22 protein-coding genes are annotated in these 21,467 nt (G+C 74.8%); 14 read left to right on the forward strand and 8 right to left on the reverse strand.

Going from position 1 to position 21,467, the window contains the following annotated elements; translation table 11 throughout:
- Positions 1–20 precede the first annotated feature (20 nt).
- Complete coding sequence (locus B100_RS37260) at positions 21–185, reverse strand: hypothetical protein (RefSeq protein ID WP_199785269.1); 165 nt, start codon at positions 183–185, stop codon at positions 21–23.
- Positions 186–282: 97 nt separating this feature from the next.
- Here B100_RS37260 and B100_RS0120840 point away from each other — a divergent pair, with 97 nt between their 5' ends.
- The 3 genes from B100_RS0120840 to B100_RS0120850 all read left to right on the forward strand — a co-directional run bounded on the left by B100_RS0120840 (position 283) and on the right by B100_RS0120850 (position 2,859).
- A complete protein-coding gene (locus tag B100_RS0120840) occupies positions 283–1,626 on the forward strand; it encodes a helix-turn-helix domain-containing protein (RefSeq protein WP_024886356.1) in 1,344 nt (447 codons plus the stop codon).
- Between the two features lie 162 nt (positions 1,627–1,788).
- Complete coding sequence (locus B100_RS0120845; protein ID WP_024886357.1) at positions 1,789–2,538, forward strand: GAF and ANTAR domain-containing protein; 750 nt, start codon at positions 1,789–1,791, stop codon at positions 2,536–2,538.
- Between the two features lie 45 nt (positions 2,539–2,583).
- Entirely contained in the window at positions 2,584–2,859 is a 276-nt protein-coding gene (locus tag B100_RS0120850) for a hypothetical protein (protein ID WP_024886358.1), read from the forward strand.
- Between the two features lie 51 nt (positions 2,860–2,910).
- On the opposite strand, the gene B100_RS0120855 is transcribed toward B100_RS0120850, so the two are convergent.
- Complete coding sequence (locus B100_RS0120855) at positions 2,911–3,732, reverse strand: hypothetical protein (RefSeq protein WP_024886359.1); 822 nt, start codon at positions 3,730–3,732, stop codon at positions 2,911–2,913.
- 315 nt (positions 3,733–4,047) lie between these two features.
- On the opposite strand from B100_RS0120855, the gene thrS reads away from it, so the two are divergent.
- The 4 genes from thrS to B100_RS0120875 all read left to right on the forward strand — a co-directional run bounded on the left by thrS (position 4,048) and on the right by B100_RS0120875 (position 9,516).
- On the forward strand, positions 4,048–5,268 hold the full coding sequence (gene thrS, locus B100_RS0120860; RefSeq protein WP_024886360.1) for a threonine--tRNA ligase: 1,221 nt from the start codon (positions 4,048–4,050) through the stop codon (positions 5,266–5,268).
- A 34-nt stretch (positions 5,269–5,302) separates the two neighbouring features.
- Positions 5,303–6,286: a nucleoside hydrolase gene (locus tag B100_RS0120865; protein ID WP_024886361.1), complete on the forward strand. Its 984-nt coding sequence runs from the start codon at positions 5,303–5,305 to the stop codon at positions 6,284–6,286.
- A gap of 148 nt (positions 6,287–6,434) precedes the next feature.
- Positions 6,435–8,138 carry a glycoside hydrolase family 13 protein gene (locus B100_RS0120870; protein ID WP_024886362.1) on the forward strand — a complete coding sequence of 568 codons (1,704 nt, stop codon included), beginning with the start codon at positions 6,435–6,437 and terminating at the stop codon, positions 8,136–8,138.
- 583 nt (positions 8,139–8,721) lie between these two features.
- Entirely contained in the window at positions 8,722–9,516 is a 795-nt protein-coding gene (locus tag B100_RS0120875; RefSeq protein ID WP_024886363.1) for a hypothetical protein, read from the forward strand.
- A 132-nt stretch (positions 9,517–9,648) separates the two neighbouring features.
- Here the strand turns inward: B100_RS0120875 and B100_RS0120880 are convergent, their stop codons facing one another.
- Together B100_RS0120880 and B100_RS0120885 are read right to left on the reverse strand one after the other, a co-directional pair.
- Positions 9,649–10,020, reverse strand: coding sequence for a DUF6479 family protein (locus B100_RS0120880; protein ID WP_024886364.1), 372 nt, complete (start codon positions 10,018–10,020; stop codon positions 9,649–9,651).
- Positions 10,021–10,468: 448 nt separating this feature from the next.
- Positions 10,469–11,683 carry a cytochrome P450 gene (locus tag B100_RS0120885; RefSeq protein ID WP_024886365.1) on the reverse strand — a complete coding sequence of 405 codons (1,215 nt, stop codon included), beginning with the start codon at positions 11,681–11,683 and terminating at the stop codon, positions 10,469–10,471.
- A gap of 104 nt (positions 11,684–11,787) precedes the next feature.
- On the opposite strand from B100_RS0120885, the gene B100_RS34055 reads away from it, so the two are divergent.
- From B100_RS34055 to B100_RS0120900, 3 genes are all read left to right on the forward strand, one after another.
- Positions 11,788–12,588, forward strand: coding sequence for a TetR/AcrR family transcriptional regulator (locus B100_RS34055; protein ID WP_024886366.1), 801 nt, complete (start codon positions 11,788–11,790; stop codon positions 12,586–12,588).
- 116 nt (positions 12,589–12,704) lie between these two features.
- Positions 12,705–13,085 carry a MerR family transcriptional regulator gene (locus B100_RS0120895; protein ID WP_024886367.1) on the forward strand — a complete coding sequence of 127 codons (381 nt, stop codon included), beginning with the start codon at positions 12,705–12,707 and terminating at the stop codon, positions 13,083–13,085.
- Positions 13,086–13,323: 238 nt separating this feature from the next.
- Positions 13,324–13,527 carry a cold-shock protein gene (locus B100_RS0120900; protein ID WP_004985680.1) on the forward strand — a complete coding sequence of 68 codons (204 nt, stop codon included), beginning with the start codon at positions 13,324–13,326 and terminating at the stop codon, positions 13,525–13,527.
- A gap of 135 nt (positions 13,528–13,662) precedes the next feature.
- On the opposite strand, the gene B100_RS0120905 is transcribed toward B100_RS0120900, so the two are convergent.
- Positions 13,663–14,550 (reverse strand): serine hydrolase, encoded by an 888-nt coding sequence (locus B100_RS0120905; RefSeq protein ID WP_024886368.1) that lies wholly within the window; start codon positions 14,548–14,550, stop codon positions 13,663–13,665.
- Positions 14,547–15,485: a LysR family transcriptional regulator gene (locus tag B100_RS0120910; RefSeq protein WP_486585666.1), complete on the reverse strand. Its 939-nt coding sequence runs from the start codon at positions 15,483–15,485 to the stop codon at positions 14,547–14,549. Before B100_RS0120910 ends, B100_RS0120905 begins: the two co-directional genes overlap by 4 nt.
- Before the next feature lie 115 nt (positions 15,486–15,600).
- Here B100_RS0120910 and B100_RS0120915 point away from each other — a divergent pair, with 115 nt between their 5' ends.
- Both B100_RS0120915 and bla read left to right on the forward strand, forming a co-directional pair.
- A complete protein-coding gene (locus B100_RS0120915) occupies positions 15,601–17,229 on the forward strand; it encodes a penicillin-binding transpeptidase domain-containing protein (protein ID WP_024886370.1) in 1,629 nt (542 codons plus the stop codon).
- A gap of 33 nt (positions 17,230–17,262) precedes the next feature.
- Positions 17,263–18,183, forward strand: a complete 921-nt coding sequence (bla, locus tag B100_RS0120920; RefSeq protein ID WP_024886371.1) for a class A beta-lactamase — start codon at positions 17,263–17,265, stop codon at positions 18,181–18,183.
- Between the two features lie 21 nt (positions 18,184–18,204).
- Here the strand turns inward: bla and B100_RS0120925 are convergent, their stop codons facing one another.
- On the reverse strand, positions 18,205–18,525 hold the full coding sequence (locus B100_RS0120925; RefSeq protein ID WP_024886372.1) for an antibiotic biosynthesis monooxygenase family protein: 321 nt from the start codon (positions 18,523–18,525) through the stop codon (positions 18,205–18,207).
- A gap of 76 nt (positions 18,526–18,601) precedes the next feature.
- Entirely contained in the window at positions 18,602–19,627 is a 1,026-nt protein-coding gene (locus B100_RS0120930; RefSeq protein WP_024886373.1) for an SCO2400 family protein, read from the reverse strand.
- Between the two features lie 309 nt (positions 19,628–19,936).
- On the opposite strand from B100_RS0120930, the gene B100_RS0120935 reads away from it, so the two are divergent.
- Positions 19,937–21,073, forward strand: coding sequence for a substrate-binding domain-containing protein (locus B100_RS0120935; protein ID WP_024886374.1), 1,137 nt, complete (start codon positions 19,937–19,939; stop codon positions 21,071–21,073).
- Between the two features lie 97 nt (positions 21,074–21,170).
- Positions 21,171–21,389, forward strand: a complete 219-nt coding sequence (locus B100_RS0120940) for a DUF4287 domain-containing protein (protein WP_024886375.1) — start codon at positions 21,171–21,173, stop codon at positions 21,387–21,389.
- Positions 21,390–21,467: the final 78 nt, after the last annotated feature.

Here is a 21,467-nt window from a genome sequence, read left to right on the forward strand (position 1 = left end):
CCTGGTCCGGACGGAAGACCTCAGCGTTCGGCCGCCTTCACCGGCGCGGTGGTGACCTGGTCGGGCTCCTGGCCGACGGCCTTGGCCGGTCCCACGTTCGCCGCCAGGACCAGCGCCGCGACCGCGGCGAGAGCCGCGACGAGGCCTCGGGCGTAGCGCTCGGTGGGGCGTGTGCGGTCCAGCACGGCGACCTCGCAACAGCGACGGGTTAAGCGGATTTAATTCGCGGTTTAACCTAGGGGCTGTCCGAGGCGAACGGCAAGGGGCACTGGGGGAGTTGGCATGGGGGAGCGGGACGAGCCGGGCACCATCGGACGGCGGGTGCAGCGGTTGCGCGTGGCACGCGGACTGACACAGAAACAGCTGGCCGAGCCGGTGTACACCCCCGCCTACATCTCCACTCTGGAGGCCGGCCGGGTGCGCCCCTCGGACGACGCGCTGCGGCATCTCGCGGAACGGCTGGAAGTCGAGTTCGACGAACTGGCGACGGGGCGCTCGGCGCGGCGGGTGACCGAGCTACGCCTGCGGCTGACCGAGGCACAGCGCTCGCTCGCGCTCGGTGAGGCGGAGGCCGCGGTGGAGCAGTACACGGCGCTGCTGGCGGAGGCGGACGCCCAGGGGCTGCCCGAGGAACAGGCCGCCGCGCTGCTCGGGCTCGGCGAGTGCGCGCTGGACACCGGCGAACTGGAGGCGGGACGGGGGTACTTCGAGCAGGCCGAGGAACGGCTCGCCGAGGCGCCGCTGCCCACACGGGTGCCGGCGCTGCGCGGCCGTGCCGTCGCGCACTACCTCGCGGGGGAGCTGAGGTACGCGGTCTACCTGCTGGAGACCGCGATCGACGAGCTGAACCGGGGCGGACTGCACGACCCGGACGCGCTGCTCCTGCTGTACGCCAGCGTCATCGGGCCGTACATGGACATGGGCGCGCACGCGCGTGCCGCGCAGGCCGCCGAGTTCGCGCTGACGCTCGCCCCGCAGTCCGGCGACCCGGCGCTGGTGGCGCGCATGCACCGGTCGGTGGCCCGCACCCTCCTCGCCGAGGGGCGCCTCGCGGAGGCGGACGCCTCGCTGGCCAAGGCGGCGGAGCTGTACCGGGGGCTGCAGCTGCGCACCGAGCTGGCCAACTGCCACTGGATGCGCGGGTACGTGTACGCGCAGAACGGCGACCTGGAACAGGCCGAGGGCGAGATGCGGGAGGCGCTGCGCATGCTGTCGGCGACCCGCGCTGTCCTGTACAGCAGCCAGCTCACCGTCGAGCTGGCCGACGTGCTGCACCGGCGCGGGCGGTCCGAGGAGGCGTCCGGCCTGCTGCGGGACGTGCTCGGCGGGCTGTCCCCCGAGCGGGGCGCGGTGCACGCGGCGGCCGCGCACCGGCTGCTCGGCATCATCGCCGAGGACACCCGGGACACCGAGCAGGCCGAGGAGCACTACGTCCGCGCGCTCAGCCTGCTGGAACGCGCGGGCGCGGCGGGCGACCTGGCCGACCTGTGCCGCCTCCTGGGCGACCTGCTGCGCCGGACGGGCCGTGTGGAGGCGGCCCTGGACGCCTACCGCACCGGCCTCGGCCACCGCACGGCCCCCGGCACCACCACCCTGGGCCCGGCCCCGGCCCAACCTCCGGTCTGAGCCGGACCCGGAGCTGCCGTGGGAGCAGGATCAGGGCCTCGCCGCTCCGGGCCAGGGGCCCGGACCCGCGGCGACCCCGGCGGGTCGGGACGTGGTGAGTTTCGGGGGCTTCGGGCCGGGTAGTCGGGATGCGTTTCGGCAGGTGAGGGGAGGCGGTGCGGCGTGCGGCCCGGGGACGACCCGGGGGGTGGGCAGGACCGGGGTGCAGGTACCGGGGGGTACGAGCGGGCGGTCGGCGCCATCGCCGCGGAACTGCGCGGCGCCGAGCCCGCGCAGGTGCCCGCACGGCTGTGCGCGGTCGCCGTCGACCTGCTCCCGGTGGACGGCGCGTCCGTGTCGCTGCGCGGCGACAGCATGCCGCTCCAGCTCGCCGCGTCCGGCGCGCGTGCCGCGCGCCTGGCCCAGTTGCAGGCCACCCTGGGCGACGGCCCCTGCCACCACGTCCTGAAGACCGGCGCCCCCGTCCTCGCCCGCGACCTGGCCGACGACGACTGCGCCGACCGCTGGCCGGTCTTCGCGCAGCAGGCGCTCGGTACGGGGGTGCGCGCCGTGTACGCGCTGCCCCTCGGCTCCACCGCCGTCTGCGTCGGCACCCTCGACCTCTACCGCGGCACCCCTGGCGTCCTCAGCGCGCCCCAGCTGCACGTGGCGCTGCTGGTGGCCGGGGTGATGACGGTCGCGCTGACGGACCTGCCGCACGACGCCCGGGAGGCCGGCGAGGGCTGGCTCAGCGGGCTGGCCGGCGACCACGACCGGGTGCACCAGGCGGTCGGCATGATCATGGCCCAGCTCGGCGTCGGCGCCGACGAGGCCCTGGCCCGGCTGCGTGGTGACGCCTTCGCCCAGGGTGTCACGGTCCTGGAGGCGGCCGTCGACGTCGTCTCCCACCGGCGCCGTTTCGACGCGGCTTGAACCTCCCGGAAACCGGCCGGCCCCCACCGCCTAGGCTGGCTGGTCATGGACACAGCCATTCTCTTTCTCACCTGCGTCGTCATCCTCGGCGTGGCCTCGATCCAGACCCGCCAGTCCCGGTCCGACCGCCGTGTCGCCCGCGTGGAGCGCAAACTCGACCAGGTCATGCGGCACTTGGGCCTGGACGAGGAGGTGCCGCGCCAGGACGAGATCCTCGCCCTCGTGCGTGACGGCAAGCAGGTGCAGGCGATCAAGCTGTACCGCGAGGCCACGGGAGCGGACCTGGTCGAGGCCAAGCAGGCTGTGGACCGCATGAGTTGATCCCTCGCACCGACAGCTGACGGAGGCCCACGGCCGCGTCGGCCGCCCGCGTCAGACCCGCAGCCGCCCCTGCCGTGCGACCTCCGCCAGCCGGTCCGCGCCCAGTTGGGCCATCGCCTGGGTGACCTCGGGCCGCACCGGGCCGAGTCCGCCGTTGGTGAGGGTGATCGTGTCCTCGCCGACACGGATCGCCGCGAGGTCCACCGTGAGGCGGGTCGGGGCGCCGTCCGGGGTCTTGCCCGTCATCGTCATCCGCAGGGCGGCCCGGGCGTCACCGGCCTGGTCCGGCAGGGGCAGCTCCGTCACCTCGACGGTCTGCGTGCCGGACCGGACGGTCGTCGCCCGGAAGCTCCCGCACTTCTCCGGGAGCGTGGCGAGCCAGGCCAGTTCGCGCTCGACGTCGGCCGGCCGGTGGGGGCCGATCTGCTCGCGCAGTTGCGTGTCGTCCTCGGTGTCGTCCAGCGTCACCGAGGCGCTGGGACCCGCCGCGGCACCGAACGGCTCCTCCGTGTAGAGGGTTTCCAGCAGGCGGCCGCAGTCGGCGTCGTCCGTGGTCGCCTTGAGCAGGCCGTCGCGCCACAGCGCCGCGCCCTGGCCGGCCGTCCACGGCGGGCCGAGGTCCGCCTCGGTGATCAGCGCCGCCTTCAGCTGGTCCTCGCTCAGCACGGGGGTGGTCCGTTCGGTGCCGGTCACGACGGACGGGGTCGGCGCCGACGGCGTGGGCGACGGTTCGGCCGGGGGCTCGGACACGCCCTGGGGCAGCGCGCGCGGGACGTCCCGGTCGTAGCCGACGCACGCCGCCGTGATCAGCAGGGCGGTCACCGACAGGGCGGAGGCGAGGAGGGTGCGGGCGGTGGCCGGGGCACGGGTCATCGGGATGCCTCCTGGGGGAGCCGGGCCGTCCACGGGCGGACGTGCTCCTACGGCACCACCGGGACGGGCCCCCCACCAGCGAGGCGAGCCGTCCGGGTGAGCACCGCCCGCGGCCCCGCCGGGGCCGAAAACCGGGTGCGGCGGCCCGCCGCCCGCTGTTAGCGTCCGCCTCATGCAGCGTGTCCACGTGTCCCTCACGACGACGCCGGAGAGTGTCCCGGCGCACTGACAGCTGACCACTGACGAAGCCCCGGGGCGAGTGCCCCGGGGCTTCGCCGCGCGTGGTGCTCGCCTCCCGACCACCAGGAGGACGCCGTGCGCGACCACCGACGCCTCGGCCGTGAACTCGGCCTGTTCGACACCGACCCGCTGATGGGCGCGGGCCTGCCCTACTGGCTCCCGGACGGCGCCGTCGTGCGCCACACCCTGGAGGAGTACGTCCGCGAGGCGGAACGCGCGGCCGGCTACCGCCACGTCTACTCACCGGTGCTGGGCAAACGCGAGCTGTACGAGATCTCCGGCCACTGGGACCACTACCGCGACGACATGTTCCCGCCGATGGAACTGGGCGCGGAGCAGGTGCTGCTGCGCCCCAGCCTCTGCCCCCACCACGCCCTGATCTACCGCTCCCGCGCCCGCAGCTACCGCGAACTGCCGCTGCGCCTGGCCGAGCTGGGCGGCATGTACCGCTCCGAGCCGTCCGGCGTCCTCGGCGGACTGACCCGGGTGCGGGCCATCCAGCTCAACGACGCGCACATCTTCTGCACCCCCGGCCAGGCCGTCGAGGAGGCCGCGGGCGCCCTCGCGCTGATCTCCCGCGCCTACGCCGACCTGGGCATCCGCGCCTCCCGGCACCGGCTGTCGCTGCCGGGCGGCGGGGGCAAGTACGTCGCCGACCCGGCCCTGTGGCGGCGGGCCACCGCCCTGCTGCGCGGGGTGCTGGACGCGTCCGGCGTGGAGTACGAGGCCGTCGAGGGCGAGGCGGCCTTCTACGGCCCGAAGATCGACGTGCAGATCACCGACCCGGCGGGCCGCGAGTCCACCCTGTCCACCGTGCAGATCGACTTCCACCAGCCGGAGAGGTTCGGCCTGCGGTACATCGGCCCGGACGGCGCCCGACACCGCCCGGTCATGGTGCACCGCAGCGTCATCGGCAGCGTGGAACGCGCCGTCGCCCATCTGCTGGAGGAGCACGGCGGCGCCTTCCCGCCGTGGCTGGCGCCGGTGCAGCTCGTGGTGCTGCCGGTGGGCGAGGGCCAGGAGGAGCATGCCCACGCCGTCGTACGGCAGGCCGCGGAACTCGGTCTGCGGGCGGAGGTCGACGGGCCCCGGGAGGGCAGCCTCGGCGCCCGGATCCGGCGGGCCCGGCTGGTGCCGTACCAGGCGGTGCTCGGGGCGCGGGAGGCCGAGGACGGCCTGCTCGCCCTGCGCCTGCGGGACGGACGGCGGCCCGGCGCGCTGCCGGTGGCGGACGCCCTGGGACGGATCGGGGCACGGGTGCGCGGACGGGGGGCCGCGCTCTGGGAGCCCGCGTAAGGTCGACGGGCAGCCCGCCTGAGAGGAGCCCCTCGTGAGCAACGGCCGGCCCGTCCCGGTGATCATCGACTGCGACACCGGGGTCGACGACGCCCTCGCCCTGCTGTTCGCCGTACGCCACCCCGGGATCGACCTGCGGGCCGTCACCTGCGTGGCCGGGAACACGGACGTGGACGGCGTCGTGCGCAACACGCTGACCGTGCTGGAGCGGGCGGGCGCGCCGGACGTCCCGGTGGCGCGGGGCGCCGAGCGCCCGCTGATCGAGGCACCGCGCTCCGCCCGTCACGTCCACGGCCACGACGGCATGGGCGACCTCGGCCTGCCCGCGCCTCGCCGGGCCCCGGCCGACGTGGACGCGGTGACACTGCTGCGCCGCGAGATCCTCGCCTCGCCCCGCCCGGTCACCCTCGTGCCCACCGCGCCGCTGACCAACATCGCCCTGCTGCTGCGGACCCACCCCGAGGTCACCCGCAACATCGAGCGGATCGTGTTCATGGGCGGCGCGGCGGCCGTCGGGAACGCCACCCCGGTGGCCGAGTTCAACGTCTGGCACGACCCGGAGGCCGCCGCGATCATGCTCACCGCGGGCGTCCCGATCACCATGTACGGGCTGGACGTGTTCACCCGGGTCGTCGTCCCCGGCGCCGACGTGCGGCGGCTGCGCGCCAGTGCCGAACCCGGGGCGCGGCTGGCCGGCGACCTGCTCGCGCACCGCCCCGCCCACCCGGGCAGCCGCCCGGACGACCCCGCCGAGGACTCCGGCGGCCTCGGTGACGCGGGCGCGCTGTGCGCGGTCGCCGACCCGGAAGGGCTGACGACCCATCGCCTGCCGGTCGAGGTGTCCCTCGCGCCCGGTCCGGCGCGCGGCCAGACGGTCGTCGACCGGCGCCCGCGCCCCGGCGAGTCCGAGCTGCACGAAGGCACCCGTGAGCAGCCGCTGGTGGACGTCGGCCTGGACGTGGACGTCGAGCGTTACGTGAAGCTGTATCTCACGACGGTCGAACGCCCTGCGTCGTAGTCGGACACCGGTTCGACCCGTGTGCGCCGGGCGGACGTGCGGTCCGCCACACCCGGGGGGAATGGCACTCCCTTACCGGTGCGTTCACTTTTACGGTGTTCTGGTCAGTTTCTCCACAGGTACCCGCACACCCCAGAGGAGACCCCGCGTGACCGACCGTCCCACCGCGCCCGACCCCCGGCCGCCGCACCCCGCCCCCGACGCCACGCCCGACCTCTCCTCCCGCGACCCCGACTGGTGGCGGCAGGCCGTCGTCTACCAGATCTATCCCCGCAGCTTCGCCGACGCCGACGGCGACGGCCTCGGTGACCTGCGCGGCATCACCCGCCGCCTGACCCACCTCGCGGCGCTGGGCGTGGACGCCCTGTGGCTGAGCCCCTTCTACCCGTCCGAGCTGGCCGACGGCGGCTACGACGTCGCCGACCCGCGTGACGTCGACCCGCGCCTGGGCACCCTCGACGACTTCGACGCGCTGGTCGGCGAGGCACACCGGCTGGGCCTGAAGGTGATCGTCGACATCGTCCCCAACCACACCTCCCACCAGCACGTCTGGTTCCAGGAGGCGCTGCGCGCCGGACCCGGCTCCCCGGCCCGCGACCGGTACGTCTTCCGGGACGGCCGGGGTGAGCACGGCGAGCTGCCGCCCACCGACTGGCAGTCCGTGTTCGGCGGCAGCGCCTGGCAGCGGGTGCCCGACGGACAGTGGTACCTGCACCTGTTCGCGGCCGAGCAGCCCGACCTCAACTGGGGCCACCAGGACGTCCGCGAGGACTTCCGCACCACCCTGCGCTTCTGGTCCGACCGGGGCGTGGACGGCTTCCGCATCGACGTGGCGCACGCCCTCACCAAGGACCTCGAGGAGCCGCTGCGCGACCTCGGCGACCACGCGGCGGGCGGCGAGGCCGCCCTCACGGACTTCGCGCCCGGCACGCACCCCTTCTACGACCGCGACGAGGTGCACGAGATCTACCGCGACTGGCGGAAGATCTTCGACACGTACACCCCGCCCCGTACGGCCGTCGCCGAGGCGTGGGTGCCCGGCGCACGGCGCGCCCTGTACGCCCGCCCCGACGAGCTCGGCCAGGCCTTCAACTTCGAGTACCTCGAGGCCACGTGGGACGCGGACGAGCTGCGTCAGGTGATCACCGGGTCGCTGGCGACCGCGCAGGCGGCGGGCGCCTCGGCGACCTGGGTGCTGTCCAATCACGACGTGGTCCGGCACGCCTCCCGCCTGATGCTGCCGCCGGGCACGGACGAGAACGCCTGGCTGCTGTCCGGCGGCCATGCCCCCGCCGTCGACCTGGAGGCGGGACTGCGCCGGGCCCGCGCCGCCACCCTGCTGATGCTGGCGCTGCCCGGCTCGGCGTATGTCTACCAGGGCGAGGAACTCGGCCTGCCCGAGGTCGCCGACCTGCCCACCGAGGTGCTCCAGGACCCGATCTGGGAACAGACCGGCCGCGTCCGCAAGGGCCGCGACGGCTGCCGGGTCCCGCTGCCGTGGACGACGACCGGCCCGTCGTACGGCTTCGGCGCGGGCGGCGCCTGGCTGCCGCAGCCGGCGTCCTTCTCCGAGTACGCGGTGGAGGCGCAGGACGGCGTGGAGGGCTCGACCCTGGAGCTCTACCGCACGGCCCTGCGGCTGCGGCGCAAGCTGCTCGACGGCGAGACGCTGACCTGGTCGGAGGACACCCCGGCGGGGGTGCTGCAGTTCGAACGCGGCGACGGCTGGCGCTGCGTGACGAACCTGTCCGCCGAGCCGGTCTCCCTCCCGGCCGGCGAGGTCGTCCTCACCAGCGCCCCCTTGCGGGACGGCCGCCTGGCCCCGGACACCACGGCCTGGCTGACCCACTGACGCGCCCCTGAGAACCGGAGGCGCACCGCTGACGCCCACTTCGGCGGGAGCGGCGCGCCTCCGGCGCCGGAGGCGCCGTGCGGGCGGGTGTCCAGGGCGGGCGGCACGTCCCGCGGGTGCTCGCGGACCGCGTGCCACGGCCCTCGCGCCCCGGCCCCGGTGACCGGCCCGCCCGAGGCCGGATCCCTCGGCGCCCGCAGCGGGCACTCGGGCGCTGAGGCAGGCTGGTTGTCCTTGGGCCCGCCGGTGTTCGCGGACTGTGTCGCAGGGGCGGCCTTTCGCGCCTAGGTCCCGGTGACCCTGTCCGCGCGACACCGGCCGCCTTGAGGCCCGCAAGGCCCGCGACCGGCACTCGGGCGCTGAGGAGGCCGGCCTCCTCAAGCCTCGCGGGCCACGCCGGCCACGCGGCGGGCTGTGCCGGACCGGTTGCGGACGGGGCCGGACGAGCCCTGCCGGGTCACTCACGGCGTGGACGGTGACCGGCACGCCACCCGGACGGGGGTCCAGGGCGGGCGGGGTGGGGCGACCGCCGTCAGAGTCGGCCGCAGGTGTCCGTGCCGGCCGTACAGGGAGTCCGTCCACGATGAACAGGTCCAGCAAGACAGCGGCCGCCGTGCTGACGGCGGCCGGACTCGTCGCGGGCGGGTGGCTGCCCGCCGGTGCGGCGTCCGCCGCCGACGGCCCGGGGCCGTCCGCGGGCGACCGGGTGCTCTGGGGCGCCGTGACCATCCCGCCCGGCCGGGACGGCGTCGTCGAGGCCGCGGGACTGTCCGGTCCGGCCCTCGGCTCCGGCTCCACCCTCACCCTGAGCGCTCCCGACGGGTCCCGCGTCACCGGCGCCCCCCTCTCCACGGCCGGTTACCGGGGCGCGGTCGCCGCCGACGGCCGCAGCGCCGCGTACACGGCCACCTCGGCGGAGCAGCCGTGGCGTACCGGGCCCTTCCCCTTCGTGCTGGCGGTGCCCGCGGACGCGGAGCCGGGGACCCGGCTGAACGGCTGCGTCCTGCGGCTCGCGGACGCGCGGGGCGTCGCGCGGGCGAGCGGCGGATGCGAGGTGACGGTGGGACTGCCCTCGCCGGTCCTGTCCCGTCCCGAGTCCGGCGTGCCCCTGGGCGCCCGCCCCGCCACCGCGGGAACGGCGCACCCGGGCGCGCGCATCACGGTGTCCGACCAGGACGGGAACGAGGTGTGCACGGACACGGCGGGCCCCGACGGCCTGTGGAGCTGCGCCCCCGCCCGCGACCTCCCGGACGGCCCGAACCGGCTCCAGGCCAAGGCCACCCTGAACGGCGTCAGCGCGACGAGCGAGCAGATCCAGATCAGCGTGGGCTCCCCCACCCCGGAGTCCGCCCCGGCCCTGACGGTCCCGCCCCGCTGACCGGACCCCTCAGGGGCGCGGGGAACCGCGCGAAGGGGAACCGGGGGCTGGCCCACCGCATGAGGTGGGCCCGCCCCCGGCTAGCGTCCCCCATGGCAGGGGCACGTCGGACCGGCTGGTCGGACGTGCGGGTCAGACGTGGCCCGGGCCGCCGCTGCCGAAGGCCCCGCTGGAGCCCGGCAGCCAGCGCTTGCGCTGCTGGTCCCTTCCCGTCTTGGTACTGGCGTGGTGCAGCTCGTACGGCATCAGCCGTGAGCCTGTCCTGGACGTGAGCGGTATCTCGTCCGGCTCCCGCATCTCCCGCATCTCACGGATCGCACCGCCCTCCGGCAGCCTTGGCTGGTCCTCGGGGTTGGGGCGCGGCGACTCCTGGTCCATGTACCGCATTCCGGCACGTACGGCCCAGACCAGGGCGCCTGCCACGAAGATGCCGCCGATGAAGGCCGCGGCCACGGCCCACTGGTGGTCACTGGCGGCCAGTTGTACAAGCGTTGCCGTGTTCATGTTTCCGAGTATGGACCAGGAAATGTGATAAAGCTCCCGCTATGTCCGGATCGGTGCCGCCCCTCGTTCGGCCCGTCCCGAGGGGCGGGGGCCCGCCCGGGGTGGCAGTCTGCGGCCAGAGGGAAGGCCGGGACGGGCCGTCGCGTCCCCACGTGTGCAGCTCGGGGCCCGGCCCCGGCCTTCCCGTCTCCACGCCGACGCCCCGGCGACCCGCTCCCCGCTGCTCGGCCGGCATCAGGACCGTGCGGACGAGGAACGTGTCCAGCAGGACGCCGATCCCCACAGCACTCCATCTGCGCCAGGGTCACCTGCGGCAGCCCGGCGCACACCGCGAAGGTGGCCGCCGTCACCCCACCGGCCGAGGTGATCACCCCCCCGGTGCCGGCCAGGCCCTCCAGGACACCGCGCGACCAGCCGAGGCGCGCGGTGCCCCCCGGCAGGAGGCCGCTCAGTCCGGGGCCGGGCGGCCGAGGCGCACCGGCAGGGTGGTGAGCCCGCGCAGCAGTGTGCTGGCGCGCCAGACGAGGGACTCCGGCTCGGCGGCGAGGACGAGGCCGGGGTGGCGTTCCATGAGAAGGCGCAGGGCGACGGTGGCCTCCATGCGGGCCAGCGGTGCGCCGAGGCAGTGGTGGACGCCGTGTCCGAAGCCCAGGTGGCCCTGCGGGCGGCGGGTGATGTCGAAACGGTCGGGGTCGGGGAAGGCGAGCGGGTCACGGGAGGCCGCGGCCAGCGAGACGAGGACGGCGTCCCCTGCGGCCACGTGGGTCCCGGCCAGCTCCAGCGGCTCCGCCGCGAACCGGAACGCTCCCGCGTGGACGGGCGAGTGGAGGCGCAGCGACTCCTCCACGGCGGCACCGGTCAGCCCGGGGTCGGCGCGCAGCAGGGCGAGCTGGCCCGGATGCGCCAGCAGACTGTGCACGGTCGCGGAGATGAGGTTCACCGTCGTCTCGTGGCCGGCGACCAGCAGCAGGAAGGTCATCCCGAGGAGCTCCTCGGGGGACAGCGCGGCCTCCTGACCCGGCGCGTCCGCGGCCGTGGCGGCCAGGTCCGCCAGGAGGGAGCCGTCGGGCGTACGGGCCTTCCGGGCGATCAGTTCGGTGAGGTAGCCGGCGAGCGCGGCGGCCGACGCGGCGGCGGCCTCCTCGCCGGTTGGCATGACCAGCTCGTTCGACCAGGTGTGGAAGGCCTCGCGGTCGGCCACGGGCACGCCGAGCAGGTCGCAGATCACGGTGACCGGCAGCGGCAGCGCGTACGCGCGCACCAGGTCGGCGGTGCCCGTCCGGGGCAGCCGGTCCAGCAGGTCGCGGGCCACGGCCTCGACGCCGGGCCGCAGGGCGGCGATCCGGCCCGGGGTGAAACGGCCCGCGACCAGCCCGCGCAGCCGGGTGTGGTGCGGCGGGTCGCTCTGCAGCATGTTGCGGCCCACGGCGTGCCCGCCGTCGGTCTCCCAGCCGGCCGAGTGCCGTAGGTCGTTGCGCAGCCGGGGATCGGTCAGCGCGGTGCGCACCGCGTCCCGCGTCACCACCAGCCAGGCGTCCCCGCTCCCGGGGACGTGCACCCGGTGCACCGGTCCCTCGGCGCGCAGCGCCGCGAGGCGGGCGAAGGGGAAGGGGACCGGGGCCCACTCCTCGGGGTCCGGTTCCTTCGGGGCGTCGGCGCACATGGTGTGTCCTCTCTGCCAACCCTAAGCGGGGAGTACTCCCCACTTCTCGCCGGGACGATAACATCCGGGCCGGGGAGCGCTCCCCGGTTCGTACGGAGGACGCCATGACTGTCGGTGAAGAGCCCATCGCCCGCGACCGAACCGCCCCGGACCCCGCCGCGTCCGGCCCGGCCCCGGCCGCAGCCGCAGCCGCAGCCGCAGCCGCAGCCGCACCGCCCCCCGCGCCCCGGCTGCGGCGGGACGCGCGGCGCAACCGTGAGCGGCTGGTGGAGGCGGCGCACGTGGTCTTCGCCGAGCAGGGACTCGACGCGCCGCTGGATGTGATCGCGCGGCGGGCCGGGGTCGGCAACGCGACCCTCTACCGGCACTTCCCCACCCGGGCGGCCCTGGTCGACGCCGTCTTCCACGACCAGCTCGCGGAGACCATGTCCGCCGGTGACCGCGCCCGAGGCGCACCCGACGCCTGGACCGGTCTGACCGACTACCTCGGCACCGTCTTCGCCACTCTCGCGGCCGATCGCGGCACCAACGACCTCATGACCACCCGTTTGCCGGACGTCGAGACGCTCCGCGCCGTGCACGCGCACAACCGCGAGACCGTCGACGTCCTGCTGGAGCGGGCACGCGCCCAGGGCGTCGTCCGCCCCGACGTCACCACCGAGGACCTGCTCTTCGCCCTTGCCGCGCTGGGCCGCGCCGTGCCGGCCCTGACGGCGGCCACCGGTTCCGACGGCTGGCGCCGCCCCCTCGCGCTGTTCCTCGAAGGGCTCCGCGCCCCTGTCGGCACCCCGCCTCCGCTGCCCGGACGGGCCCTCGGCGAGAGCGAACTCGGAAGAGTCCTCGGAGAGATGGGACCGCACCGGACCCGGCCCGACGGCGGGGCCGCGACGGCGGACGCGACATGATCCAAGGACATCTGTACGCGCCACCACAGATTTTCCGCCGAGGCGACTAGAGTTTGGAGGTGGGGAACCCGTCCCCGTGGCGGACCGTGCCCACTGTGGTCCGCGGAAAGGTGCGTATGCCTTCGGAAAGTCAGCCGTACGTCGACGGCCGGCAGCCGGACCAGGACCGGCCCCCCGTCGCCGACCGGCTCGACGACGACCACTTCCCGGCCTACACCATGGGCAGGGCCGCCGAACTGGTCGGAGCCACACCCGCGTTTCTCCGTGCGCTCGGCGACGCGCGGCTGATCACCCCGATGCGGTCGGACGGCGGTCACCGCCGTTACTCGCGCCATCAGCTCAGGCTCGCCGCCCGCGCCCGTGAGCTGGTCGACCAGGGCACCCCGGTCGACGCCGCGTGCCGCATCGTGAGCCTCGAGGAGCAGCTGGAACGGGCCGAACAGATGAACGAGGACCTGCGTCGTCAGGGTGCGGACCCGGTTCACGGACACCGTTGAAAACCTGCCCCGGCCGGCACAGAATTTCCGCTCCGCTCGCGAGAAACTCTTATCGCTAAACACGCCGTCCGGGTTTATTCCAGTGATTTTCCTCGCTTGCCGCGAATCAATGCCGTGCTAGGCTGACGTCAGTTGCAGTTGTGGTTGCCAGTTTGCTACCGGGTCTCCGGGCAGGTGATCATCGCGACGATGTAGGGATTCGTAAAGTGCGATTCCCGCACTGTCTCAGGAGATAGATATGGCCACCGGTACCGTGAAGTGGTTCAACTCGGAAAAGGGCTTCGGCTTCATCGAGCAGGACGGCGGCGGCGCTGACGTGTTCGCCCACTACTCGAACATCGCCACCTCGGGCTTCCGTGAGCTCCAGGAAGGCCAGAAGGTGACCTTCGACGTCACCCAGGGCCAGAAGGGCCCGCAGGCGGAGAACATCGTTCCCGCCTAACCTGCACGCAGGTTTTGAAGAGCGGGTGTTCGCACGTTCCGTGCGGGCACCCGCTCTTCGTCGTTCTCCGGCCCTATTCCGCTTGGTTTCCCGCCGCGAGCACCGGGGCCACCGGCATCAGCGCGATCACCGCCGTCACCGCGCGCGGAACGCCCTCGCGCGCAGGGCGTCCACCGCGATCCGCGCCGCCGTGCCGATCACCGCGTCGGCCGCCGGAAGAGTGGCCGCGGTGTGGGCGGTCCGGGTGAACACGGCGACCGCGTAACGGCCCCCGTCCGGATACTCGACCACGCCCACCTCGTTGCGCAGGGTCGGCAGGCTGCCCGTCTTACCGGCGACATGGACGTCGTCGAAGGGAAAACCCGAGGCCAGACGGTGCGGCCACACCTGGAGCCCCATGATGCGCCGCATCGCGGCGCCGTGCTCCGGCAGTCCCGCCTCGTCCCGCCACACCGCCCCCAGCAGCCGCGTCATGTCCCGGGGCGTGCTGCGGTTGGCGCGGGCCGGGTCCAGCGCCCGCAGCCGGCTCACCACCCGCGGATCGGCGAGCGCCCGGGCGCCGTCCGGTCCGGCGTCCTCCTTCACGGTGGCGAGCATCTCGCCGAAGGAGTGCACGGCCAGCGTCCGGGTGAGTCCCAGCCGGGCCGTGGTGGCGTTCACGGTGTCCAGACCCACCCGGCGCAGCAGCAGGTCGGCGGCCGCGTTGTCGCTGACCGCCATCATCAGATAGGCGAGGTCGCGCAGGGACATCCGGGCCGCGTCCAGCATGGCGGCCACCCCCGTGGGCCCCGCCGTGCGCTCCCCCGGCACGGTCTCCACCTGCTCGGTGAGGTCCAGCTCGCCCCGCGCCGCCCGCTCGTGCAGGGCGACCAGCAGGCACAGCTTGTGGACGCTGGCGGTGCACACCGGCTGGTCGGCCCCGGCGTCCAGCTGCTCACCCGAGTCGATGTCGAGCGCGTGCAGCCAGCCGGTGACCCCGGCGTCGGCGAGGGCCGCGTGGATGCGGGCGACGGCGTCCGTCACAGCCAGTACTCCGATGCCGGTCGCAGGTGCAGGGGACGGTCCGGCACGTCGGGGACCGCGCCGGCGGCGGCGCGCAGGGCGTGCGTGGCCGCCTCGGCGAAGGCCTGTACGGCGGCGTCGCCGCGCCCCTTCGGCCAGGCCGCGGAGTGCCGCAGGGCCGGGGCCCCGCCGGTGAGCGGACGCCACACCACGTCCGCCTCCCCGTTGACCGGGTCCGCGGGGGCGGCGTCGCGCGGGCACAGGGCGACGGCCCCGGAGGACAGCACCAGGCCGCGGACGAAGCTGGTGCCCTGGCCGTGGCGTACGGCGGCGGGGGCGAAACCGCCCCGGGCGCAGGTGGTCAGCAGGTCGTCGTAGAGGGCCGGGGCGGCCGTGCGGGGGAAGAGGATCAGGTCGCGGCCGGCCAGCGCGGGCAGCGGGACCGCGTCGGAGCCGGCCGCCGGGGTGCCGGCCGGCAGCAGCACGCCCAGCTCCCGCCGCAGCACCGGGCCCAGCTCCAGACCGGTCACGTCGCACGGATGGTGGACGACACCGACGTCCAGGTCGTGGGTCGCGAGCCGTTCCAGCTGCTGGGCGGTGGACAGCTCGTGCAGCTCCAGTTCCAGACCGGCGTGGCGGTCGCCGAAGCCGGCCAGCAGCGCGGCGACGGTCTCGCCGGAGAGGTCCGGGGGCAGGGCGGCACGCAGCAGTCCCGTCTCGCCGTCACGCACCCGGCGGGCGGTGGCACGGAACGACTCGGTGCGGGCGAGGACCTCCCGCGCCTCGGCCAGCAGCAACCGTCCCGCCTCGGTGATCCGCACCTGGCGGCTGGTGCGCTCGAACAGCCGTACGCCCAGCTCCCGTTCCAGACGCTGGATGCGCTGCGACAGGGGCGGCTGGGCGATGCCGAGACGGGCCGCGGCTCGGCCGAAGTGTGACTCTTCTGCAACAGCCACGAAGCACTCCAGGTGCCGCACCAGGTCCACGACCAGTCATCATATCGAGTGTTGATCGCTCCATGATTGATAGCGGACTTGGACGGACGGCCGTCCGCGCTGCTGTGGTCGGGGCATGCACACGTATCCCGACCTTCCCCCTTCCCGTTCCCGTCGGCGTCCGCGCAAGGCGGTCAGGGCCGCCGTCGCCGTGACCGCGGTGGCCGCGGTCGCCGTGGGCGGCGCCTGGGCGGCCGGCCTCGGTCCCTTCGCGGGCGAGAGCGGACCCGACCCCGACGCGGTGGCCGAGGCGCGCGCGTTCCTCGCCGACTGGTCCGCCGGACGGCTCCCGGACGCCGCCGCCCGCACCACGAGACCCGACCGCGCGGAGGAGGTGCTGCGCAGCTTCACCGCCGGGCTCGACATCAAGAAGCCGGTGCTCACGGCCGGAAAGCCCGAGGAGGACGAGGAGTCCGACGGGCACGCCGTCACCGTGCCGTTCACCGCGCGGATGCCCGTCACCGGTCTCGGCACCTGGACCTACGCCGCCGAGTTGCCGCTGCGCGAGCGGGGCGGCGAGTGGAAGGTGGACTGGCGGCTGTCGGTGGTGCATCCGCGGCTCAGCGGGACGGACAAGTTCCGCCTGGAGCGGGAGGAGGCCGAACCGGTCCGGGCGGACGACCGCGACGGCCGGACCCTGTCCGCGGCCGAACACCCCTCCCTCGGCCCGGTCCTCGCCCAGCTGGCCCGCCGGGGCGGCGGCGGACCACGGGGGGCCGTGCAGCTCGTCGACCGGGTCACCGGGGAGGTCCGGCGCACCGAGGCCGCCTTCGGGTCCACCGACGTCAGCGAGGACGACGGCCCCCTGCGCACCACCCTCGACGCCCGCTGGCAGGCGGCAGCCGAACGGGCCTTGAAGAGCTCCGGCGGCAGGAACGCGGCGCTCGTCGCCCTGCGCGTCGACGACGGCGAGATCCTCGCCGTGGCCAACTCCCCCGCCACCGGCTTCAACCGGGCCGTCTCCGGCACCTACGCCCCCGGCTCCACCTGGAAGATCGTCACCAGCAGCGCCCTGCTGCTGAAGGGCGCGGTCGCACCGGACGACGTCGTGGACTGCCCCCGCTACCTCACCGTCGGCAAGCGGTTCCAGAACGTCGAGACCTCCGCTCACCCGGGCGCGACCTTCCGCAAGGCCTTCACCGAGTCCTGCAACACCGCCTTCATCGGCCTGCGCGGCAAGCTCGGCGACAGCGAACTCGGGGACGTCGCGAAGACGTACTTCGGCGTCGGCCAGACCTGGCACGTGGGTGTCCCCTCCTACGACGGGTCCGTGCCGGTGCCGCGGGACGCGACGGAGAAGGCCGCGTCGATGATCGGCCAGGGCCGGGTGCAGGCCAACCCACTGATCATGGCGTCGGTCACCGCGACGGCCGTGTCCGGCACCTTCCACCAGCCCGCCCTCGTCGCCGGCACGGAGGACGGCACCGAGACGCGGGCGCTGCCGCCCGGGGTCGTGTCCCAGCTCCGGACGCTCCTGCGGGCCACCGTCACCGAGGGCACCGCGCGCGCCCTGGCCCCGCTGGCCGGTGAGGTCGGCGGCAAGACCGGCACCGCCGAGGTCTCCGACGACCAGGAGAACAACGGCTGGATGGTCGCCCACCGCGACGGCGTCGCCGTGGCCTGCGTGGTCGAGGAGGGCGTCACCGGCGGCGGCTCGGCCGGACCGGTGCTCCACGCCCTGCTGTCCGCCGCACCCCGCTCCTGACCGACCCGCCCCCCACCCGGAAGGAACCCCCTCGTGACCGCACGCCCCTCCCGCCGCGCCCTGCTGCTGACCGCGGCCCTCGCCCCCGTCGCGGGCTGCGCCACCGACGCCCCGGACCGCGCACCGGGCCGCGGCGCCCCCGCGACCCCGACCCACACCGCCCCGGCGCCCGTCAGCCCCCGCAACCTCGCCGCCCTGGAGCGCGAGTTCGGTGCCCGGCTCGGGGTGTTCGCCGTCGACACCGGCACCGGCGCCACCGTCGTCCACCGGGCCGACGAACGCTTCGCGCTGCTCTCCACCTTCAAGACCCTCGCCGCGGCCGCCGTCCTGGAGCGCCGCCCGGGCGCCCGCATGGACGAGCGGATCACCTACGGCGAGGCCGACCTCGTGCCGTACTCCCCGGTCACCGAGAAGCACCTGGCGACGGGCATGACCATGCGTCAGGTGTGCGACGCGGCCGTGCGGTACAGCGACAACACGGCCGGCAACCTGATGCTGCGTGACCTCGGCGGACCGCGCGCCCTCACCGCCTACGTGCGCGGGCTCGGCGACCGGGTGACCCGGCTGGACCACACCGAGCCCGAGCTGAACAACAACCCGCCCGGCGACCCGCGCGACACCACCACGCCCCGGGTGATCGCCGCCGACTACCGCGCCCTGGTCGTCGGCGACGCCCTGCCGGGCGCCGGGCGCGCCCAGCTCACCGACTGGCTGGTGCGCAACACCACCGGAGACCGGCGCATCCGGGCCGGCGTGCCGCGCGGCTGGAAGGTGGGGGACAAGACCGGCAGCGGCGAGTGGGGCCGGGCCAACGACGCGGCGGTGCTGTGGCCCGGGAACGGCCGCTCCCCGCTGGTGCTGTCCGTTCTCACCGAACGCCCCGACCGCGACGCGGCCGCCGCCGACGAGCTGGTGGCGGAGGCGACGCGGCGGGTGCTGGACGTACTGGCGTGACGCGGGGACCGGCCTGACGGGTCAGTCCTGGCGGGGCGCCGCCTGCTGGACCACCTCGAAGGACCACAGGGTGGCGTCGGTGGCCGCCGGACGGGGCTTGTCGCCCTGCGCGCCCGTGTGGGCGGCCTGGCCCCGGCCGGCCATCCAGCGCTGGAAGTCCTCCTCGGTCCGCCAGCGCGTGTAGACGAGGTAGGTGTCGGTGCCCTCGACCGGGCGCAGCAGCTCGAACCACTCGAACCCGTCCGAGCCCTCCACCGCCCCGGCCCGTGCGGCGAACCGCTTCTCCAGGGTCTCGCGCTGGTCCTCGGGAACCGTGAGTACGTTGATCTTGACGACGCTCATGTCCCGATTGTCCCGCAGGCTCCGTGAGGTGCGCCGGGCGGGGCGGGCGTCCGGACGGCCCGCCCCGGGCGCGCGGTCAGCCGATGCAGAGCAGCAGCAGGCAGAGCCGGGGGTCCTCCGGCTCGGCGGACGGCGGGGGCGTGCCGGGCGCGGGCTGCGTGGCGCCGTTACCGTTGCCACCGTCGTCCGCGTCGCCGGTCCCGCTCCCGCTCCCGGTCCCGCCGTCGTCGGCGGACGGCGGGGGTGAGGTGGGGCGGGTGGTCGTGCCGGAACCGCCCGTGCCGGACGTCGCTCCGCCGCCGGTGCCCTGGCTCGTCTCCGAGCGGGAGCCCGAGCGGGAGACGGACCCCGGTGCCTCGGACCGGGACCCGGTGGGGACTTCGGTGGTGGCGGTGCCGTCGGTGTGGGTGCGCGACGGCGGTGCGGTGGTGGCCGGTGCGGAGGCACGGGCCGGGCCGCGGCGGTCGTCGGCCGCCGGGGGAGCGGTCGTACGGTCCGGGGAGGCGGCCGGGGCGGTGGGGGTGTCGTCCGCGGTGCCCGTGATGCCGCCCATGCCGCGCAGGTCGGGCGCGGTGGCGGCCTGGGCGCGCTCGCCGCCGTCCCGGTCGGTCGAGGCGAGGGTGATGCCGCCGCCGACGAGGGCCACGGCCGTGGCGACCAGGGCGCGCCGCTGGGTCTTTCGCCACCGGGCCAACTGCCGCCGCCGCGCCGCCCGTCCGGTACCGGACCCCGAGGGGGCGGTGAGCGGTGCGCCGTCCGCGGGGCCTGTCCCGGTCTGCCGCCCGGCGTCGGCGGACCGTGGGGGAGCGGCCGGCCGTTCGGCGGCGGAGCGTGCGGGAGCGGCCAGGGGGACGGGGCCGGTGGAGCGTGCGGGAGCGGCCACGGGGACGGGGCCGGTGGAGCGTTCCGGAGCGGTGAACCACCCCGCGTCCGCCTGCGGTTCGTCACCGGCGCGGGGGGCCGTGCCGGGCGTCGTCGCCGCCGGTCCCGGCACGGGGTGACCGCCCACCACGCCGGGCGCGATGTCGGGGGCGTAGGCGCCGCAACCCGGGCAGACCAGGGCGCCGTTGAGGTGCCGGCGACACGTGGAGCAGTAGTCCATCCGCTGACTTCCTGAGGTGTCGTACCGGGCGACCGTGCGGGGACGGGCGGCCCGGTCCGGGCAGGGGAACAGCCACGCTAGCCACGCCCACGGCCCGCTGTGTGCAGCCGGTGTGCCGCTCCTGCGCACATTCGCGGCGCGCCTGGGGAGAAGGTCGTGAGCACGCGTGCCGCACCACCGCACAACGGACACACTGCGAAGCGACGTCCTGGGCCCGGCCGGACGCCGGCCCCGACGCCGTACGGAGTGCCGCGTCGGCCGTCCAGCCGCACCCCCATGCCGCATGTCCGCCCGGAAGGCGCCCCCACGTTGAAGACCCGTACCACCGCCCCGGCCGCCGCACGCCGTCGCGCCCTCGCGCTGACCGCGTCGCTGTCGGCCCTCTCCCTCACCGCTTGCGGCGTCCTCGGCGCGAGCGGCGACGACGGCGCGGACGCGCGCGCCAAGGACTACGACATCACCGTGGGCCTGCTGCTGCCCGACCGGGACACGGCGCGCTTCGAGAAGTTCGACTACCCGCTCATCAAGGAGCGGATCGCCTCCGAGACCGACCGGCAGGGCAAGGTCGTCTACGCCAACGCCGGGGGCAGCAAGGAGAAGCAGAGCGAGCAGTTCCGGCGGATGGTCACCGACCAGGTCGACGTGATCCTCGTGGACGCGGTCGACGCGCGGGCCGTCGCGCCCGACGTGCGCCGGGCCAAGGAGGCGGGCATACCCGTCATCGCCTACGACCGGCTGGCCGAGGGCCCGATCGACGCCTACGTCTCGCACGACAACGAACTCGTCGGCCAGGTGCAGGGCCGCGCCCTGGTCAACGCGCTCGGCGAGAAGGCCGAGACCAGCAAGGTCGTCATGATGCACGGCGAGCCCGCCGACCCGAACACGAAGCTGTTCAAGAAGGGCGCGATGGGTGAGCTGGACGGCAACGTGGACATCGCCGCGTCGTTCGACACGAAGAAGTGGCTGCCCGAGGTCGCGGCGGCCAACATGCGCAAGGCGATCAAGAAGGTCGGCGCCGGCAACGTCGCCGCCGTCTACTCGGCGAACGACGGCATGGCCGGTGCGGTCATCCAGGAGCTCCAGGACGCGGGCGTCACCGAGCTGCCACCGGTGACCGGGCAGGACGCAGACCTCGCGGCGGTGCGGCGGATCGTCGACGGCACGCAGTACATGAGCGTGTACAAGTCCTTCCTGCTGGAGGCGACCGGGGCGGCCGACATGGCGGTGGCCAAGGTGCAGGAGCGGGCGATCCAGTTCGACGCCCTGGCCCGGGACGTGATCGACAGCGGCTCGCAGAAGGACATCCCGGCGATGCTGGTCCCGGTGGTCGCCCTCACCCCGGAGAACATCGAGGACACGGTGATCGCGGACGGCGTCTACACCGTCCGGGAGATCTGCGCCCCGGACTACGAGGACGACTGCGCGAGGATCGGCCTCACGCCCTGACCGTGACGCAGGTCACATCCGACCGTCGCTGACTTCCGGTCCTTCCCCCGGTCAACCCTCCTGACAGTGGCCGCACGCGATGGAAGGACCGGTCGTCATGAGCGCACAGGTGAAGGGCCCCGCCAGCTATTTCCCCTCGATCGAGAAGAAGTACGGCCGGCCCGTCGACGAGTGGAAGGACCTCATCCGCTCGTCGCCGCTGACCCGCCACATGGAGCTCGTCGCCTGGCTCAAGACCGAGCACGGGCTGGGACACGGCCACGCCAACGCCCTCGTCGCCCACACCCTCGCCGAGCGGACCGCCCCCCGGTCCTAGCCGGACGGTCCCCGGGACCTGGCCGGACGGTCCCCGGGACCTGGCCGGACGGGCCCCCGGCCTGGCCGGACACTTCCC

It is taken from the genome of Streptomyces sp. CNH189, from assembly GCF_000527195.1.

Coding starts and splice junctions, on each gene's coding strand:
- B100_RS0120925 (WP_024886372.1), bottom strand. CDS start 18,525: ATGAGCGTCGTCAAGATCAACGTACTCACGGTTCCCGAGGACCAGCGC.
- B100_RS0120940 (WP_024886375.1), top strand. CDS start 21,171: ATGAGCGCACAGGTGAAGGGCCCCGCCAGCTATTTCCCCTCGATCGAG.
- B100_RS0120840 (WP_024886356.1), top strand. CDS start 283: ATGGGGGAGCGGGACGAGCCGGGCACCATCGGACGGCGGGTGCAGCGG.
- B100_RS0120915 (WP_024886370.1), top strand. CDS start 15,601: ATGCACACGTATCCCGACCTTCCCCCTTCCCGTTCCCGTCGGCGTCCG.
- B100_RS0120900 (WP_004985680.1), top strand. CDS start 13,324: ATGGCCACCGGTACCGTGAAGTGGTTCAACTCGGAAAAGGGCTTCGGC.
- B100_RS0120885 (WP_024886365.1), bottom strand. CDS start 11,683: ATGTGCGCCGACGCCCCGAAGGAACCGGACCCCGAGGAGTGGGCCCCG.
- B100_RS0120850 (WP_024886358.1), top strand. CDS start 2,584: ATGGACACAGCCATTCTCTTTCTCACCTGCGTCGTCATCCTCGGCGTG.
- B100_RS0120875 (WP_024886363.1), top strand. CDS start 8,722: ATGAACAGGTCCAGCAAGACAGCGGCCGCCGTGCTGACGGCGGCCGGA.
- B100_RS0120930 (WP_024886373.1), bottom strand. CDS start 19,627: ATGGACTACTGCTCCACGTGTCGCCGGCACCTCAACGGCGCCCTGGTC.
- B100_RS34055 (WP_024886366.1), top strand. CDS start 11,788: ATGACTGTCGGTGAAGAGCCCATCGCCCGCGACCGAACCGCCCCGGAC.
- B100_RS0120895 (WP_024886367.1), top strand. CDS start 12,705: ATGCCTTCGGAAAGTCAGCCGTACGTCGACGGCCGGCAGCCGGACCAG.
- B100_RS0120855 (WP_024886359.1), bottom strand. CDS start 3,732: ATGACCCGTGCCCCGGCCACCGCCCGCACCCTCCTCGCCTCCGCCCTG.
- B100_RS0120880 (WP_024886364.1), bottom strand. CDS start 10,020: ATGAACACGGCAACGCTTGTACAACTGGCCGCCAGTGACCACCAGTGG.